Raw genomic sequence first — 578 nt, forward strand, 5'->3', positions numbered from 1 at the left:
AGCAGGAGGGCGGCGGCCCGGACGTCTTCGCCCACTACTCCAACATTGCCGCTCAGGGCTTCCGCGAACTGCAAGAGGGCCAGCACGTGGAGTTCGACGTCGCCCAAGGCCAAAAGGGCCCCCAGGCGGAGAACATCCGCGTCATCTGACCCAACTCCCCCAACAGGCCCGGCGCCCTGGACGGATGCTGTTGGTTAAGTCGGGCCTGTGCGTGACGTCGGCTCTCAAGACATGGTTGTGGTCTTGGGAGCCGACGTTGTCGTATGGGGAGGGTGTCGATGTCGATGCGGCCGGGTGGGCCTGGTGAGGTGCCGGCGGAGACGGTGCGGGTGGCGAGAGCAGCGTTCCCGAAGAGAAGTCTGGCGATCCGGATGCGGGATGAGCTGGGTGTTCTGTTCAGCGATGAGCAGTTCTCGGACTTGTTCCCGTCCCGGGGGAAGCCGGCGTGGTCGCCGGGACGTCTGGCGATGGTGCTGGTGTTGCAGTTCGTGGAAGGGCTGACCGACGGACAGGCCGCTGAGGCGGTGCGGGCCCGGATCGTGTGGGGCTCGGAACGTCATGGCCGCAGGTCAAACGGT

At 66.1% G+C, this 578-nt stretch carries 2 protein-coding genes; both read left to right on the top strand.

All coding sequences use genetic code 11. The features are described 5' to 3' along the window. Positions 1-149: cold-shock protein (locus tag VXC91_RS46695; RefSeq protein ID WP_329513379.1), on the top strand; the 149-nt coding region annotated here is incomplete at its 5' end. 129 nt (positions 150-278) lie between these two features. Then, positions 279-578: transposase (locus VXC91_RS46700; protein WP_329513378.1), on the top strand; the 300-nt coding region annotated here is incomplete at its 3' end.

Source organism: Streptomyces chiangmaiensis, assembly GCF_036281785.1.
GTDB classification, from domain to species: Bacteria; Actinomycetota; Actinomycetes; order Streptomycetales; family Streptomycetaceae; genus Streptomyces; species Streptomyces chiangmaiensis.